The organism is Dickeya sp. Secpp 1600, from assembly GCF_003049805.1.
Lineage (GTDB): Bacteria > Pseudomonadota > Gammaproteobacteria > Enterobacterales > Enterobacteriaceae > Dickeya > Dickeya fangzhongdai.
In genome coordinates this window covers 2,194,092-2,210,630 of the sequence record NZ_CP023484.1, presented here as the reverse complement: position 1 = coordinate 2,210,630, position 16,539 = coordinate 2,194,092, and the positions used below count along the sequence as shown (strand labels likewise).

Here is a 16,539-nt window from a genome sequence, read left to right as displayed (position 1 = left end):
CGACGTAATCAATTCACTCAGTGAACCGCACCTTCGGCTTTAGTCTTTTGCGCGCTCAGGAAGCGATAAGTCAGCTGTTGGGCGGCCTTATCCAGTTCCACTTTCACGGAGCCACCGTCTACCAGCGAGCCGAACAACAGCTCATTGGCCAGCGGTTTCTTGAGGTTTTCCTGAATGACTCGCGCCATCGGTCGCGCGCCCATCGCTTTGTCATAGCCTTTTTCCGCCAGCCAGTTACGTGCTTCTTCGCTAACTTCCAGCGACACGCCTTTGGCGTCCAGTTGCGCCTGCAGTTCGACAATAAACTTGTCCACCACCTGCTGAATCACTTCAGCCGACAGGTGGTTGAACCAGATGATGCCGTCCAGACGATTGCGGAATTCCGGCGTGAAGACTTTTTTGATCTCTTCCATCGCATCGCTGCTGTTGTCCTGCTGGATAAGACCAATGGACTTACGCTGGGTTTCCCGCACCCCGGCATTGGTGGTCATCACCACGATCACATTGCGGAAATCCGCCTTGCGGCCGTTGTTATCGGTCAGCGTGCCGTTGTCCATCACCTGCAACAGCAGGTTGAACACATCCGGGTGCGCCTTCTCGATCTCATCAAGCAGCAGCACCGAATGCGGATGCTTGATCACCGCATCGGTGAGCAAACCGCCCTGATCGTAGCCCACGTAGCCCGGAGGCGCGCCGATCAAACGGCTGACCGTATGGCGTTCCATGTATTCAGACATATCGAAGCGCAGCAGCTCGATATCCAGCGCTTTCGCCAACTGTACCGTTACTTCCGTTTTCCCGACCCCGGTCGGACCGGCAAACAGGAACGACCCGACCGGCTTGCGCTCATGCCCCAGACCGGCACGGCTCATCTTGATGGCTTCGGTCAGCGCCTCAATGGCTTTATCCTGCCCGAATACCAGCATCTTCAGACGATCGCCCAGATTGCGCAGCACATCACGGTCGCTGGCGGAAACGGTTTTCTCCGGAATACGGGCGATGCGGGCGACCACCGCTTCAATATCCGCCACATTGACGGTTTTCTTGCGTTTGCTCACCGGCAACAGGCGGCAGCGGGCGCCGGCTTCATCGATCACGTCGATCGCTTTATCCGGCAGGTGACGGTCATTAATGTATTTCACCGCCAGTTCCACCGCCGCACGGATCGCCTTGGCGGTATAACGCACGTCGTGGTGCGCTTCGTATTTCGGCTTCAGACCATTAATGATCTGCACCGTCTCTTCCACGCTCGGCTCGGTGATGTCGATTTTCTGGAAGCGGCGCGCCAGCGCGCGATCTTTTTCGAAGATATTGCTGAATTCCTGATACGTGGTGGAGCCAATCACGCGAATCTTGCCGCTGGACAGCAACGGCTTGATCAGGTTGGCGGCGTCCACCTGACCGCCGGAAGCTGCGCCAGCACCGATAATGGTGTGGATCTCGTCGATGAACAGAATGCTGCTCTGATCCTGCTCCAACTGCTTGAGCAGCGATTTAAAGCGTTTTTCGAAGTCGCCGCGGTATTTGGTGCCAGCCAGCAACGAGCCGATATCCAGCGAGTAGAGCGTGCAGTCGGCCATCACCTCCGGCACGTCGCCCTGCACGATGCGCCAGGCCAACCCTTCGGCGATAGCGGTTTTCCCCACGCCGGATTCGCCCACCAGCAGCGGGTTGTTTTTACGGCGACGGCACAGCACCTGAATCGTGCGCTCCAGCTCGCTGTCGCGGCCGATCAGCGGATCGATGCCTCCCACCCGGGCAAGCTGGTTGAGATTTGTGGTGAAGTTTTCCATACGCTCCTCCCCGCCAGCCTGTTCTTCGTTAACCGGATTTTCCGGGTTTGCCGCCGGACCGGTTTCTTCTTTGCGCGTACCGTGGGAAATGAAATTCACCACATCCAACCGGCTGACGTCATGTTTGCGCAGCAGGTAGGCAGCTTGAGATTCCTGCTCGCTGAAGATGGCGACCAGCACGTTGGCGCCGGACACTTCGCTGCGCCCGGACGACTGCACGTGGAACACGGCGCGCTGCAGCACCCGCTGAAAGCTCAGCGTCGGCTGGGTATCCCGTTCTTCATCATTTTGCGGCAGCGTGGGCGTGGTCTGTTCGATAAAGGTTTCCAGTTCCTGACGCAGAACCGCCAAATCGACCGTACAGGCTTCCAGTGCCTCTCGTGCGGAGGGGTTGCTGAGCAGCGCCAGCAACAAATGTTCCACGGTCATAAACTCATGCCGGTGCTCGCGCGCTCTGGCGAAAGCCATGTTGAGACTGAGTTCCAGTTCTTGATTGAGCATAGGCACCTCCCCCAATAAATTGCCCTATTCAGGCTTTTTCCAGCGTACAAAGCAATGGATGCTCGTTCTCCCGGGCATAACGGTTCACCTGCGCCACCTTGGTCTCGGCTACCTCGGCGCTGTAGACGCCGCAGATGGCCTTGCCCTGATAGTGAACCGTAAGCATCAGTTGCGTTGCACGTTCAATATCATAAGAAAAGAACTTTTGCAGAACGTCAATAACAAATTCCATCGGCGTGTAATCATCGTTGTTAAGTATCACTTTATACATCGATGGAGGCTGCAAGGCTTCAGTATAATGCTCTTTGGTCAGGTCGTCGGTCTGCGCCCCGGTGCTATGATTTCCCATCTTCTACCCAAATCAGTTCTGATACTTATCCGCTGGCTGTCTTCACAGCAGCATGCCTGATTTTTATTGTATCACCGCCCGGTCAAAATCGCTCAGACCCCAAAAACGCATCCCTCTTGATATTAACGGCAATAAAACCCGACGATAGCGTTATCTGTATCAAATTTTCACAAACCTGCGGCAAAGTGTCGGATTCGGGTGCTTGACGGCAAGGGCGATTTCACTAGAGTGTAGAGTTGAATTGATGTCGTTTTAATCAATTTGGTTTTGCCTTAACCCAATAACCTCACCTTAGAGAACACTCTAGCGAAGGATGAAGATTCATGGAGACAGGTACTGTTAAATGGTTCAATAACGCCAAAGGCTTTGGCTTTATTTGTCCCGAGAGCGGCGGTGAAGATATCTTCGCCCACTATTCAACCATTCAGATGGACGGCTACAGGACGCTGAAAGCAGGTCAGGTGGTGCAATTCACTGTACACCAGGGACCCAAAGGAAATCACGCCAGTCTGATCGTGCCGGTAGTCGGCGAAACGGTCGCCTGAATGTTCACCCCACGCTTTCCGGTCTTTCTCCTTTAATTCCTGTGACCAGGTCAAACGAGTCCAATGCCGGTCGCAAAGCGGCCGGCATTCTTTATGCTCTCTTCACATGCGCTCTACACGCGACAGGCTCGTTCAGCCGGATAACACGCCTAATCCGCCCGCCCGCGCGCCAGCCACAAGACCCGTGAAAACATGCTGCGGATCAGCGGCGGGATGGCTGATTCCCCCTGAGACGCCGCTTCCAGCGCCACTTCAATCGCCAGATCCGGTTTTGAGGTACGGTGAATCGCCTTGGTGATGACTTTCGCCGCCGACAGCGGCACCGGTTCCGGCAACTGCGCAACCCGGTGATAGACCTGACTAAAGCCGTTGCGATACATGAAATGCTCCATATCCAGCGCCGGCAGCACGGTCAAATGGTCGCGTTCGGACTCACTCTGCGATTGCAGCAGGCTACGAACCGTGGCGGCGTATTTTTTCCCAGCGTCATCGCCATCCACCAGCACATGCCATTCGATACCCATCCGATAGGCGAACTTCAGCAGCGGTTTTAACCCCACCTGCGCAAACTCGATCACCCTCACGCCTTCCGCCTCGAAGTGATGACCGCACTGACGCGCCAGTTCACTGAGCATCCAGACTTCGGTTTCGCCCTCCACCAGCAGCCAGCAGCGCGCGAATAACGACGCCGGGCGATTAAACCGAATGTGAAAGGTAATGCGGCGGCTATCTTCCTGCGTCATGCCCTGACGGCCGATACGGTAGGTTGCGACCTTCGCCGATTCTCGCACCAGACGGCAAACCTGTTCTACCGGCACCAGCGACAGCAGTTCACCGGAATTGGTGGTGGTGATTTTTTGCAGCGGCAACTGCGTCAGCAGCCCCCATGCCACCGACAGCATAATCGGATGCAGCCGGGTTTCCGGGTCTTCAATCAGCAGCAGCGGCCGGGCGTGCGGATCAAGCGCCGTGGACCCTTTGGCCTGCAGCAGGGTGGAAAACAGCTCCAGCAGAATAATACGACGGCTGCGACTATTGGGGCCGGAAATCATGCGATTGATGTTATCCAGCGAGCGCCATGCCCGGCCATTGCCCGCACGGGCATGGCGATGGTGACGCCGATCGTTCGGGTCCGCGCCCTGCTCGGAAAAATAGTGCTCGACCAGTTGGCGCATCGCCACCAGACCTTGTCGCAGTTCCTGATTAGTCAACCGGTTGGGATTTTGCGCCAGTTCGCGCACCAGCGTCTCAAACTGGCGCGATAGCCGATCGTTATCATCGATTTGCGGCATCAACGAGCCGGTGCGAAAACGGCGAATAAAGCGGGCGTCACGCAGCCGCAACACCGGATGCAGACGAATCACTTCGCTGGCCAGCCAGTCGATATTGTCCAGCGGCAATGCCTGACCATTGGCATCAAGAAAACTGCGCCAGGTAAAGATCGCCTGGCTTTCATCCATTTCCCCTTCCAGCCGATAGAAAATGCGATGCAATCGCCCTTCGCCCTTGATCCATACCGACGACAATGAACGATAGCGAGGGGCCAGATGGTGACCGGGCGCAGATTCGCAAAACGTGAAGATCACCTGCAGATGACGCTCGCGGCTGGTTTCGTTGCCCGGCGTAAAATGAAAGTCCTGCAGATCAAAGTGATAAAGCGGTGGTGACGGCGTCAGCAGCAGCGACAGCGCATCCAACAAGCTGGACTTGCCCCAGGCGTTTTCGCCGATCAGCACGGTATTATCATCCAGCATCAGCGACAGTCGGTTAATACCACGGAATCCAAGAATCTCGACTCTTTCCAGATACATCCGTGCCTCCTGTTCTGTGGTCTTCTAACGAGAATGACGATAAAAGCGCGGCAGGGTCAAGCCCTATGCCTCGGATCTGCCTCGCGACGCATAAAAATGCCCGGCAGATGCGAGTGATTGTCATCCACAAGTAAAAATTGCGCTAAATCAACTTCACCTTAAATTGCCTATAAAAGATCTTTTTAGACACCGGCAAACCGTTCTATGCTTTTAAACAAGCATTATAAATGCAACTTTAAAAAGGAAGTCATTATGTATTGTGTGCAATGTGAACAGACCATCCGAACCCCGGCCGGCAATGGCTGCGCTTACGCGCAAGGCATGTGCGGCAAGACCGCCGAAACCTCTGACCTGCAAGACCTGCTGGTCGCCGTTCTTCAGGGGCTGTCCGCCTGGGCGCTGCAGGCGCGCGCATTGGGCATCATTGACCATGAGATCGACAATTTTACGCCCCGCGCTTTCTTCGCCACCCTGACCAACGTGAATTTTGATTCGCCGCGTATCATCGGCTACGCCCGTGAAGCGATTAGCCTGCGTCAGGGGCTGGCCGCCCGTTGCCGGCTGCTGGACGCCGCCATCGCGGTCGATCATCCGATGGCGGAACTGCAACTGGCGGGCGACGATATCCCGACGCTGCTGCAACAGGCGGCGATGTTCGCGCTGAACAAAGATAAAGCCGCTATCGGCGAGGATATTCACGGGTTACGTATGCTGTGCCTGTATGGCCTGAAAGGCGCGGCCGCCTATATGGAACATGCCCACGTGCTGGGTCAGTACGATGACGCGCTGTACGCCGATTTCCATGCGTTTATGGCCTGGCTCGGCACCGAGCCCACCGATGTCGACACCCTGCTCGGCAACGCGCTGGCTATCGGCAAAATGAATTTCGGCGTAATGGCGATCCTGGATCAGGGAGAAACCTCCGCCTACGGTCATCCGCAGCCGACTCAGGTTAACGTACGCCCGGTGGCGGGCAAGGCGATTCTGATTTCCGGCCATGACCTGAAAGACCTGCGTATGTTGCTGGAACAGACCGAAGGCACCGGCATCAATATCTATACCCACGGCGAAATGCTGCCGGCGCACGGCTATCCGGAACTGAAGAAATTTTCCCACCTGGTCGGCAACTACGGCAGCGGCTGGCAGAATCAGCAAAGCGAATTCGCTAAATTCCCTGGCCCGATCCTGATGACCTCCAACTGCATCATCGACCCCAACGTAGGCCAGTATACCGACCGTATCTGGACCCGCAGCATCGTCGGCTGGCCGGGCGCGCAGCACCTCGAAGGCGATGATTTCAGCGCGGTGATCGCTCAGGCGCAGCAACTGCCGGGGTTCCCGTACAGCGAAATCGAGCACCTGATTACCGTCGGTTTTGGTCGCCAGACCCTGTTGAGCGCCGCCGATACCGTGATTGATCTGGTCGCCAGCAAGAAACTGCGCCACGTATTTCTGGTCGGCGGTTGCGACGGCAGCCGCACCGAACGCAGCTACTACACCGATTTCGCGCTCAACGTCCCGCAAGACTGCCTGATCATGACGCTGGCGTGCGGTAAATATCGTTTCAATAAACTGGATTTCGGCACGCTGGAAGGCTTGCCGCGTCTGCTGGATGTCGGCCAGTGCAACGATGCGTACGCCGCCATCATGCTGGCGGTCAATCTGGCGGAAAAACTGGGCTGCGGCGTCAACGACCTGCCGCTGAGTCTGGTACTGTCCTGGTTTGAACAGAAAGCCATCGTCATTCTGCTGACGCTGCTGGCGCTGGGTGTGAAAAATATTTATACCGGCCCGACCGCCCCTGGCTTCCTGACCCCGTCGCTGCTGGCGATCCTGAACGAGAAGTTCGGCATGCGCGCCATCACCACCGTGGAGCAGGACCTCAAAGACATCCTCGCCGCCTGATTTTTCGTTGACCTTCGCCTTCCGCCGACGCATGGCGGAAGGCTGTTATGGAGACCGCCATGACCATGCCTACTCCGCAGTGCCCCAACCGCATGCAGGTGCACTCTCTTCATCAGGAAACGCCGGATGTGTGGACGCTTTCCCTGATCAGCCATGACTTTTACCCCTGGCAACCCGGCCAGTATGCGCTGGTCAGCATCGCCAACAGCAGTGAAACGCTGCGCGCTTATACCCTGTCCTCCTCGCCCGGACTGAGCCCGTTTATCACCTTCACGGTACGCCGACTGGAAAACGGCGTCGGCTCGCGCTGGCTGACCGAACAGGTGAAGCCCGGCGATTATTTGTGGATCTCCGATGCGCAGGGCGAATTCAGCTGCACCCGTGCCGTCAGCGATCGTTACCTGATGCTGGCGGCAGGCTGCGGCGTTACGCCGATCATGTCGATGACGCGCTGGCTGCTGGTCAATCGCCCGCACACGGACATTCAGGTCATCTTCAATGTGCGCTCGCCGCAGCACGTGATTTTTGCCGACGAATGGCAAACACTCCGCCAGCGCTACCCACAGCAACTGCAACTGACCCTGATGGCGGAACAGCAGGCTGAAACCGGTTTTCTCAGCGGTCGTCTCACTGAGTCGGTCCTGTCGCAACAGGTGCCGGATATCGCCAATCGCACCGTGATGACCTGCGGCCCGCAACCCTATATGCAGCAGGTGGAAACCTTCTGTCTACAGGCCGGCGTCCCACGCGAGCGCATCTTCAAAGAGCAGTTCGGCGCGCCGGAAGCCGCCGTGGATGATGATGGCGAACAACTCACCATGACCATTCGCCATTCGTTGCAACAGTTGAAAGCTCCGATCGGCATCAGCCTGCTGGCAGCGTTGGAAAGCCACCAGTTACCGGTAAACGCCGCCTGTCGCGCCGGGGTATGCGGTAGCTGCAAGACCCGGATTCTCAGCGGCAGCTACACTACCACCAGCACCATGACGCTGACGCCTGACGAAATTGAAAACGGCTATGTGCTGGCCTGTAGTTGCCAGTTACAAGGCGATGTCGAACTGGTCTGATTTTTCCGCTCGCTCTTGCCATACGGCTGACATCACGCTCTGGATCCACCCCGCACTTTCGTTAAGAAACCGTTAAGGCGGGGTTTTTCCCCTTCCTGCTTCCGGCTATATTAGGTTGTATTGATATCGTATTGCGGGTGTGAACATCGACAGGGACACCGCTGCAGTTTCAATCGCGCTGTTGTGGCAGGAGCAAACACCATCATGACCATCAGACCCGCCCCAATTCTGATCCTTGGCGCCAGTGGCTACATTGGCCGTCACCTCCTCACGCGTCTCAGCCAGCAAGGTCAATCGGTGATTGCCGCTTCGCGTCACATCGACTCGCTGGCGGCACTGAATCTTCCCGGCATACGCTGTGAATACGTTGATTTGATGAAGCCGTATACGCTGCCGGAAGGGTTATGGCAGGCAGACACCCTTTACTATCTGGCGCACAGCATGGGTGATGGCGCCGATTTTCTGGAGCGGGAATATCAATCGGCGCAAAATCTGCGTCAGGTGCTGCGAACCAGCCGGATTCGACAGATAATCTATCTCGGTTCAGCGCAGGCTGAGTGCCATCCCTCCATTCATATGCAGGCGCGCAAACTGACCGGCGACATTCTGCGCAGCAGCGGCATTCCGGTCACCGAGTTGCGCGCCGGCATTATCGTCGGCCCCGGTTCCGCTGCATTCGAAATCCTGCGCGATATGGTGAACAATTTGCCGGTGCTGACGCCGCCGCGCTGGGTGCGCTCGAAATCCGCGCCGATTGCGCTGGAAAATCTGCTCACCTACCTGACGGAACTGCGACACTACCCTGCGGAACGTCATCGGGTTTTCGATGCCGCCGGGCCGGAATACCTTAGCTATCAGACCCTGTTCGAACGGTTTATTCGTATTACCGGCAAACGTCGCCTGTTGTTGCCGATTCCGGTGCCGACCGGGTTGATATCGGCCTGGTTTCTGAACATGGTGACCTCAGTTCCCGGCTCTACCGCACGGGCGCTGGTACAGGGGTTGCGACACGATCTGCCGATGGACGACGGCGAACTGCGTCGCCTGATTCCCCAGCGGCTGATCGGGTTTGATGAAGCGGTGCGGGCTACGCTGGCCGATGAAAAAGCGGCGGCGCAACATCCGGACTGGGGATATGACCCCGATGTTTTAGCGCGCTGGCAACCCAATTACGCGTTCTACCCCAAACAGGCGGGTTACAGCCACAAAACCGGTGCCAGCAGCCAGGCATTGTGGCAGGTGATCCAGCAAGTCGGAGGCCGGGAAGGCTACTTTTACGCCAACCTGCTGTGGGCTATCCGCGCTCGAATAGATGATTTATGCGGTAATCAGGTGATTTACCGCCGTCCGGAGCGGGCTGAGTTAAGGGAAGGCGACTTCGTCAACGGCTGGAAGGTCATCCGGGTCAGGCCTCATCAGCAGTTGGTGCTGCTGTTTGGCATGAAAGCGCCCGGACTGGGGCGTCTGGTCTTCTCCATTGACGATCGTGGCGCGTATCGGGTGCTGGATGTTCGTGCCTGGTGGCACCCCGCCGGCAGCAGCGGGCTGGGTTACTGGTTCCTGATGATGCCTGCGCATCTGTTTGTGTTTCGCGGCATGGCGCGCCGTATCGCCGTACTGGCGCAGGAGGCCGAACAGCGGGACATCGTTCGCCTCCCCCACAGCGATTAAGCCGCCGACCTTCCTGCCGCGACCAACGGAGACGCAGGTTATCGCCCAGACCCCGCGCCGCTGCGGGGCGCGGCGCCGTACTTCTCGAGCAGCGCATCGGCGATCGCTTCGGTTTCCGCATCCGCCTCACCGTCATAGCGCTGCTGCCGGAAGTGCATCTGGAATGCCGCCACCACCTGTTGCTGCTGGCGCGCGCTCATGTTCGGGTTGACCTCATAACCATAACGCGCCAGTTTCTCCAGCAGCGCCTGTCTGTCCACCGGCGTATATTGCTGTCGTCCTCTCAGATAGAAATGCACCCGTTGCGGCTCCGGCCAGGCGCCGATACCCGCCATCGCCAGTTGATGCCAGGGAAACAGCGGTCCCGGGTCGACTTTGCGCTGGGGTGCAATATCGCTGTGCCCCACCACATCCTGCGGCGCAATATGGTGACGGGCGATGATGTCCCGGGCAAGATGGGTCACCAGCGTGATCTGTTGCGGGGTATAAGGCTGCCACCAGTGGGTACCGGACGCAGTTTGCCGCCAGCCGGGGTTTTCCTGTTCGATGCCGATCGACGTGGCGTTCAACTGACTGTAACCGCGCCAGTAACTGGCGCCTGCATGCCAGGCCGCCTGCGACTCCGGCACCAGCTTCCACGCCACCGGCTTGCCATTAACCTGCGGCGGATAAGCCGGCACCAGATAATGCGCGCTAACATGTTCGGCGGTGAGTTTTTCCAGCGAACTGCCTAAATCTTCGGCCGTATAGTGAAATACCAGAAAGCGGACCCGCTCCCCCCGGCTGACAGCCGGAGACGACTGATCCAACTGGTAATCGCCCTCATCGACATAGCGTTCGCGGCTCTGGCAGCCTGCCAGCAACGTTAGCGCCACCAACGCTACACTTCGCCATGCCAGCCCGATGCGCCCGCAGGTCATGATCGGCGAACCACCACCGCAGTACCGCTGACGGACACCATCAGCATGCTGGCGTCCTTACCCACGGTTTCATAATCAATGTCGATGCCAACCACGGCATTCGCGCCCAGCTCCTGCGCCTGCTGCTGCATTTCGCGAAACGCGATCTGCCGGGCGTTGCGTAACTCTTTTTCATAGGCGCCGGAACGGCCGCCGACGATATCGCGGATACCGGCGAAGAAATCCCGAAAGATATTGGCGCCAAGGATGGCTTCGCCCGTCACCACGCCGCAGTAGTTTTCAATGACGTGCCCTTCCAGGGTTGGTGTGGTGGATAATTGCATCATGCCTCCTCGTCTCAGATATTCGGCCGTTGGATCGACTGCACATTCTCACAGCCTTCTTACGCTTTTATAGCAATTTCTGCCACTAAAAGACTTTCTCACAACACAGAAGTCATCAATCGCGCTTTTTAGCAACGTAGCTCGCTACAGCCGGGGTTGGTTATGGCTGAGGATTGTCCGCTACAAGTCGGCTATCGCCCTGACAAATCCGCCTGCCGCCGCGGCAAAGCACGATTTTGTGCTAAAATATCGACAATAAGTCGTGTATTTGCAAATTTTAACCCACGACGATTGCATAACTATTCTGCCGAGGCTACCATTTGCGGCATCAATGTCTATTCAATTCTTGCGCATGAGTATTCAACTAAACAGCATTAACTGTTTCTATGGCGCACACCAGGCGCTGTTCGATGTCACCCTTGATTGTCCATCCGGAGAAACACTGGTGTTGCTGGGTCCCAGCGGGGCCGGTAAAAGTTCGTTATTGCGGGTGCTGAACCTGCTGGAAACGCCCCGTTCCGGTACGCTCAACATCGGCGGCAATACCTTCGATTTCAGCCAGACGCCCGGCGAAAACGCCATTCGCGAACTGCGCCGCAATGTCGGCATGGTGTTCCAGCAGTACAATTTGTGGCCGCACCTCACCGTGCAGCAGAATCTGGTCGAAGCGCCCTGCCGCGTGCTGGGGCTGGGTCGTCAGGAAGCGCGGGAACGGGCGGACAAACTGTTGAGCCGTCTGCGACTGAACGACTTCGCCGATCGCTACCCGTTACATCTCTCCGGCGGCCAGCAGCAGCGTGTCGCCATCGCCCGCGCGCTGATGATGGAGCCGCAGGTGCTGCTGTTTGACGAGCCGACCGCGGCTCTCGATCCGGAAATCACCGCTCAGGTCGTCAGCATTATTCAGGAACTGAGCGAAACCGGCATCACCCAGGTGATCGTCACCCACGAAGTCGATTTCGCACGTAAAACCGCCAGCCGCGTGGTGTACATGGAAAACGGCCGCATCGTGGAACAAGGCGACGCCTCGCATTTTACCCAACCCCAAACACCGGAATTTGCTGGCTATTTATCTCACTGATAGATAAGGATAATAAGATGAAAAAATTGCTCGTTGCCGCCCTGCTCGGCGGGTTAAGCCTTTCCGCTGGCGCAGCCGAAACTATCCGTTTTGCCACTGAAGCGTCCTATCCTCCGTTTGAGTCGGTGGACGCCAGCAACCAGATCGTCGGGTTCGATATCGACCTGGCCAACGCGCTGTGCAAACAGATTCAGGCCACCTGTACTTTCAGTAATCAGGCATTCGACAGTCTGATCCCCGGTCTGAAATTCCGCCGTTACGATGCGGTGATCGCCGGTATGGATATCACGCCGGAACGCCAGCAGCAGGTGACCTTCACCCAGCCGTACTATGAAAACTCGGCGCTGTTCATCGCCCAGAAAGGCAAACTGGCCGATATCGCCGCGCTGAACGGCAAGCGTGTCGGGGTACAGAACGGCACCACCCACCAGAAATTCCTGCTGGACAAGCATAAAGACATCACCGTGGTACCGTACGACAGCTACCAGAACGCGGTGCTGGACCTGAAAAACGGTCGTCTGGACGCCGTCTTCGGCGACACCGCCGTCGTGAACGAGTGGCTGAAACAGAACGAGAATCTGGCGTCGGTGGGCGACAAGGTTACCGATAAAGACTACTTTGGCATCGGCCTGGGGATTGCCGTTCGTCAGAACAACGACGAGCTGGTGAAAAAATTCAACGATGCTCTGAACAAGATCAAGCAGGATGGCACCTACCAGACCATCTACAAGAAATGGTTCCAGCAGTAAGCCGACTAAGACTCAATGACTGAATTCCAACCTCTTGCAAGCGCCGCCGGGATGACCGTCGGCCTTGCCGTTTGCGCCCTGGTGCTGGGGCTGCTGTTGGCGATGCTGTTTGCCCTGTGGGAAACGGCGCGCTGGAAAGCCGTCAGCGCCTGCGGCACCGCTGTCGTCACCCTGCTGCGCGGCCTGCCGGAAATTCTGGTGGTGCTGTTTATCTATTTTGGTTCGTCGCAGTTGCTGCTGATGCTGTCCGATGGCTTCACGCTTAATCTCGGTCTGGCGCAGGTGCCGGTCAAACTGAATATCGATAACTTCGAAGTCAGCCCGTTTCTGTGCGGCGTCATTGCGCTGTCGCTGCTGTATGCCGCCTATGCGTCTCAGACGCTGCGTGGCGCGCTGAAAGCGGTGCCGCGCGGCCAATGGGAGTCCGGGCAGGCGCTGGGAATGAGCAAAAGCGTGATTTTCCGCCGGCTGATCATGCCGCAAATGTGGCGTCACGCGCTGCCGGGGCTCGGCAACCAGTGGCTGGTGCTGCTGAAAGATACCGCGCTGGTATCGCTGATCAGCGTCAACGACCTGATGCTGCAAACCAAAAGCATCGCCACCCGTACTCAGGAACCCTTTACCTGGTACATGATTGCGGCGGCGATCTATCTGGTGATAACCCTGTTGAGTCAGGCGATCCTGAACAGGATTGAAGCACGCGCCACGCGCTTTGAACGGAGGCCGTCCTGATGCTGGGCTACATTCCTGAACTACTGAAAGGGTTGCACACCAGCCTCTGGTTGACGCTGGCCGCGCTGCTGCTGGCGTTGCTGCTGTCGCTATTGCTGACGGTGATCCTGACGCTGAAAACCCCGGTAGCGTCGCAGATAGCCAAAGGCTACATCACATTGTTCACCGGTACTCCGCTGCTGGTGCAGATTTTCCTGATTTACTACGGTCCCGGTCAGTTCGCTTCGATCCGCCAGACCGACTGGTTGTGGAATCTGCTGTCTCAGCCGTGGTTGTGTGCGGTCAGCGCGCTGGCGCTTAACAGCGCGGCTTATACCACTCAGCTGTTCTACGGCGCGGTGCGAGCTATTCCGTCCGGACAGTGGCAATCCTGCGCCGCGCTGGGCATGAATCAACGCCAGACGCTGCGCATCCTGCTGCCGTTTGCGTTCAAGCGCGCGCTCTCTTCGTACTCCAACGAAGTGGTGCTGGTGTTCAAAGGCACCTCGCTGGCGTACACCATTACGCTGATGGAAGTGATGGGCTACGGCCAGCTGCTGTACGGCCGCACCTATGATGTGCTGGTGTTTGGCGCGGCGGGTATCGTCTACCTGTGCGTCAATGGCTTGCTGACGTTGCTGATGCGTCTGGTCGAACGGCGCGCCTTGCGTTTCGAACAGCGCAATACCTGAACCATCAGTGAACGTAACCTAATGACTGATTACGCCGGCTTTCATGCCGGCGTTTTTTATGCATATCATCCAGCCTTCCATCGATTTAAATCTGCTTTATTTTTATTCAATTACCACAGGTACGCTTTATCACCATTGCCACACTGCAAATTAAAATGAATTTATAATCATATTATTTGCATATAAATACATTTAATGGCATGGTGTCGTCATCCTTTTCAACGACCATCACGTTGATAAACATAAATTAAGCTGGAGTACTCCATGAAGAAGCTCGTCCTTGCCGCACTGCTGGCCAGCACCACCTTTAGCACCATGATCTTTAACGCCACGGCGGCTGATACCATCCGCTTCGCCGCGTCGGCGACGTATCCGCCGTTCGAATCGTTGGATGCCGGCAACCAGATCGTCGGGTTTGATATCGATCTCGCCAACGCGCTATGCAAACAATTGCAGGCTACCTGCACCTTCACCAATCAGGCGTTCGACAGCCTGATTCCGGCGTTGAAATTCCGCCGTTATGACGCCGTTATTTCCGGTATGGACATCACGCCGGAGCGCAGCAAGCAAGTGGCGTTTACCCAGCCTTACTACGCCAATTCGGCGATCGTCATCGCTCAGAAAGGCAAATTCCATACGCTGGCGGATCTGAAGGGCAAACGTATCGGCATGGAAAACGGCACCACACACCAGAAATTCCTGCAGGACAAACATCCTGAAGTGAAAACCGTCCCGTACGACAGTTACCAGAATGCGCTGATCGACCTGAAAAACGGTCGTCTGGACGGCGTGTTCGGCGATACCGCGGTGGTGAACGAATGGCTGAAAACCAACCCGGACCTCGCCACCGTGGGCGAGAAAGTCACCGATCCCGCTTACTTCGGCATCGGGCTGGGTATTGCGGTGCGCCCGGACAATCAGGCGCTGCTGGAAAAATTGAACAGCGCGCTGAACGCCATCAAAGCCGACGGCACCTACAAGGCCATCAACGATAAGTGGTTCCCGCAGCAGTAATCCCGCTCTTGTTTTTATAATGCTGTTTTTATGACGCTGTTTTTATAACGTTGCTTTCACGCTGCCGGTTGCCGCCGGTAGCGTGCCGCGCCAGCCATCGATTCGCACCCGCCTTGCATTTTGTACTTATCAAATCCCCTGCGGATTGATTTAATAGCGTTTTCTCTTTACCGGGTCATCACCTCCAGGCAGGAAATCGATGTCGCTGGATTTTTCAACATTGAAACGCATCCCGAAAGGGGTATGGGTATTGGGCGGCGTCAGTCTGTTGATGGACATTTCGTCGGAAATGATCCACAGCCTGCTGCCGTTATTCATGACGACGGTCCTCGGCGCCAGCGTGGTCTTGATCGGTTTGATTGAAGGGCTGGCGGAAGCGACCGCGCTGATCATCAAAGTGTTCTCCGGCGCGCTCAGCGATTACCTCGGCAAACGCAAAGGGCTGGCGCTGCTAGGATATGGTCTGGGTGCCGTCAGCAAGCCGTTGTTTGCGCTTGCGACCTCATCCGGTCTGGTGCTGGGCGCCCGCCTGCTCGACCGGGTAGGCAAAGGCATTCGCGGCGCGCCGCGCGATGCGCTGGTCGCGGACGTCACGCCGCCCGATATTCGAGGCGCGGCGTTTGGCCTGCGTCAGTCGCTGGACACCATCGGCGCCTTCGCCGGTCCGCTGCTGGCGGTCGTGCTGATGTTGCTGTGGCAGGACGATTTTCGCGCTATCTTCTGGGTGGCGTTCATCCCCGGCGCCCTGGCGATCACGCTGTTGTTTTTCGGCTTGCGCGAGCCGGAACGGAGCAATGCTGCCAAACGCACCAACCCGATCCGGCGCGATAACCTGAAACGGCTATCCGCCCGGTATTGGTGGGTGGTCGGTCTGGGGGCGGTATTTACGCTGGCGCGTTTCAGCGAAGCCTTCTTGGTGCTGCGCGCACAGCAGGTAGAGATTCCCGTAGCGCTGATTCCGCTGGTGATGGTGGCGATGAATCTGGTTTATGCCTGTTCCGCCTATCCCTTCGGCAAACTTTCCGACCGGATGGATCATCATCGTCTGCTGAAAATGGGCCTGCTGGTGCTGATTGCCGCCGATGTGGCGCTCGCCATCAGCCAGCACTGGCTCGGCGTGATCATCGGCGTCGCGTTATGGGGCGTACACATGGGAATGACGCAGGGGTTGCTGGCTGCGATGGTGGCTGATACCGCACCGGCGGACCTGCGCGGGACCGCCTACGGCGTCTTCAACCTGATAAGCGGCGTAGCACTGCTGCTGGCCAGTCTGAGCGCCGGGATTCTGTGGGACGTCTGGGGCGCGGCGTCCACCTTTTACGCCGGCGCGCTGATCTGCCTGGTCACGCTGGCCGGCATGGCGCTGATGCCGCGCTCGCTGTTATCACGTTAAACAGTCATCACGTT

Annotated in this window: 15 protein-coding genes; 10 read left to right on the top strand and 5 right to left on the bottom strand. The window is 57.3% G+C overall.

Annotated features, from left to right (window positions below):
* Positions 1-17: 17 nt before the first annotated feature.
* Both clpA and clpS read right to left on the bottom strand, forming a co-directional pair.
* Positions 18-2,294: an ATP-dependent Clp protease ATP-binding subunit ClpA gene (gene clpA / locus CPA59_RS09970; RefSeq protein WP_107759196.1), complete on the bottom strand. Its 2,277-nt coding sequence runs from the start codon at positions 2,292-2,294 to the stop codon at positions 18-20.
* 28 nt (positions 2,295-2,322) lie between these two features.
* Complete coding sequence (gene clpS / locus CPA59_RS09965) at positions 2,323-2,643, bottom strand: ATP-dependent Clp protease adapter ClpS (protein ID WP_033568380.1); 321 nt, start codon at positions 2,641-2,643, stop codon at positions 2,323-2,325.
* 323 nt (positions 2,644-2,966) lie between these two features.
* Here clpS and cspD point away from each other — a divergent pair, with 323 nt between their 5' ends.
* The gene (gene cspD / locus CPA59_RS09960) at positions 2,967-3,188 is read left to right on the top strand and encodes a cold shock-like protein CspD (protein ID WP_022633331.1); all 222 of its coding nucleotides are present in this window, start codon (positions 2,967-2,969) and stop codon (positions 3,186-3,188) included.
* Positions 3,189-3,337: 149 nt separating this feature from the next.
* Here cspD and CPA59_RS09955 read toward each other — a convergent pair whose 3' ends face one another.
* Entirely contained in the window at positions 3,338-4,999 is a 1,662-nt protein-coding gene (locus CPA59_RS09955; protein ID WP_038918853.1) for an ATP-dependent endonuclease, read from the bottom strand.
* Between the two features lie 252 nt (positions 5,000-5,251).
* Between CPA59_RS09955 and hcp the strand changes: the two genes are divergently transcribed.
* The 3 genes from hcp (at position 5,252) to CPA59_RS09940 (ending at position 9,642) form a co-directional block, all read left to right on the top strand.
* A complete protein-coding gene (hcp, locus tag CPA59_RS09950; protein WP_038918852.1) occupies positions 5,252-6,904 on the top strand; it encodes a hydroxylamine reductase in 1,653 nt (550 codons plus the stop codon).
* A 59-nt stretch (positions 6,905-6,963) separates the two neighbouring features.
* Positions 6,964-7,971: an NADH oxidoreductase gene (gene hcr / locus CPA59_RS09945; protein WP_107760795.1), complete on the top strand. Its 1,008-nt coding sequence runs from the start codon at positions 6,964-6,966 to the stop codon at positions 7,969-7,971.
* Between the two features lie 204 nt (positions 7,972-8,175).
* Positions 8,176-9,642, top strand: a complete 1,467-nt coding sequence (locus CPA59_RS09940; RefSeq protein ID WP_038918851.1) for a DUF2867 domain-containing protein — start codon at positions 8,176-8,178, stop codon at positions 9,640-9,642.
* Between the two features lie 38 nt (positions 9,643-9,680).
* On the opposite strand, the gene CPA59_RS09935 is transcribed toward CPA59_RS09940, so the two are convergent.
* Both CPA59_RS09935 and CPA59_RS09930 read right to left on the bottom strand, forming a co-directional pair.
* Positions 9,681-10,562 carry an N-acetylmuramoyl-L-alanine amidase gene (locus CPA59_RS09935; protein WP_049853889.1) on the bottom strand — a complete coding sequence of 294 codons (882 nt, stop codon included), beginning with the start codon at positions 10,560-10,562 and terminating at the stop codon, positions 9,681-9,683.
* Positions 10,559-10,885 (bottom strand): heavy metal-binding domain-containing protein, encoded by a 327-nt coding sequence (locus CPA59_RS09930; RefSeq protein WP_038918849.1) that lies wholly within the window; start codon positions 10,883-10,885, stop codon positions 10,559-10,561. Before CPA59_RS09930 ends, CPA59_RS09935 begins: the two co-directional genes overlap by 4 nt.
* Before the next feature lie 352 nt (positions 10,886-11,237).
* On the opposite strand from CPA59_RS09930, the gene artP reads away from it, so the two are divergent.
* The 6 genes from artP (at position 11,238) to CPA59_RS09900 (ending at position 16,525) form a co-directional block, all read left to right on the top strand.
* Positions 11,238-11,966: an arginine ABC transporter ATP-binding protein ArtP gene (gene artP, locus CPA59_RS09925; RefSeq protein ID WP_162942926.1), complete on the top strand. Its 729-nt coding sequence runs from the start codon at positions 11,238-11,240 to the stop codon at positions 11,964-11,966.
* Between the two features lie 17 nt (positions 11,967-11,983).
* Entirely contained in the window at positions 11,984-12,715 is a 732-nt protein-coding gene (gene artJ / locus CPA59_RS09920) for an arginine ABC transporter substrate-binding protein (protein WP_038918848.1), read from the top strand.
* A gap of 15 nt (positions 12,716-12,730) precedes the next feature.
* A complete protein-coding gene (artQ, locus tag CPA59_RS09915; RefSeq protein WP_038918847.1) occupies positions 12,731-13,447 on the top strand; it encodes an arginine ABC transporter permease ArtQ in 717 nt (238 codons plus the stop codon).
* A complete protein-coding gene (gene artM / locus CPA59_RS09910; RefSeq protein WP_038659391.1) occupies positions 13,447-14,118 on the top strand; it encodes an arginine ABC transporter permease ArtM in 672 nt (223 codons plus the stop codon). The genes artQ and artM overlap by 1 nt, the downstream gene beginning before the upstream one ends.
* A gap of 264 nt (positions 14,119-14,382) precedes the next feature.
* Positions 14,383-15,132, top strand: a complete 750-nt coding sequence (locus tag CPA59_RS09905; protein WP_038918846.1) for an arginine ABC transporter substrate-binding protein — start codon at positions 14,383-14,385, stop codon at positions 15,130-15,132.
* Positions 15,133-15,331: 199 nt separating this feature from the next.
* Positions 15,332-16,525 (top strand): MFS transporter, encoded by a 1,194-nt coding sequence (locus CPA59_RS09900; RefSeq protein ID WP_038918845.1) that lies wholly within the window; start codon positions 15,332-15,334, stop codon positions 16,523-16,525.
* The last annotated feature ends 14 nt before the right edge of the window (positions 16,526-16,539 follow it).